This window comes from Acetomicrobium sp. S15 = DSM 107314, assembly GCF_016125955.1.
In the GTDB taxonomy this organism is placed as follows: Bacteria; Synergistota; Synergistia; order Synergistales; family Thermosynergistaceae; genus Thermosynergistes; species Thermosynergistes pyruvativorans.
Genome location: NZ_JADEVE010000140.1, coordinates 1 through 418 on the forward strand (window position 1 = coordinate 1; position 418 = coordinate 418).

2 pseudogenes are annotated in these 418 nt (G+C 40.9%); one reads left to right on the forward strand and one right to left on the reverse strand.

Annotated features, from left to right (window positions below):
- A pseudogene (locus EZM41_RS13510) lies at nt 1-228 on the forward strand (hypothetical protein); the annotation flags it as partial.
- Nucleotides 229-241: 13 nt separating this feature from the next.
- On the opposite strand, the pseudogene EZM41_RS03460 reads toward EZM41_RS13510, so the two are convergent.
- Nucleotides 242-418: pseudogene (locus EZM41_RS03460) on the reverse strand (DctP family TRAP transporter solute-binding subunit); the annotation flags it as partial.

Genomic DNA, 418 nt, shown 5'->3' on the forward strand with positions numbered 1-418 from the left:
AATTCCACCAGAAGCGGAGGAGGCGTAGCTGAGCTGCTCAATCGCATCGTGCCGTTACAGAGGGAATTGGGGCTCGATGTGGAATGGGAAATAATAGAAGGAAAATCCGATTTCTTCGTAACTACCAAAAATATCCATAAATTGCATCAAAAAGCTTGCAAACACTCCCATAGTAATAATCAATCACCATTTACACAATTTTTGCAGAGATATATACAATATAAATGATCTAAAGAAATTATCACATGCCCAGATATTTTAAGACGCCCAACATGCGTGTCTCGTATTTCGCAATCTCTTCACGTTGAATTTCACAGGCGGCCTTAGCGCATTCGGCTATAATCTGCTGTTGTTCTGGAGTAAGCTTCTGCCAAAGCATCTCTGAAACGATATATTGCCTCGGATAGTAAAAATGGCC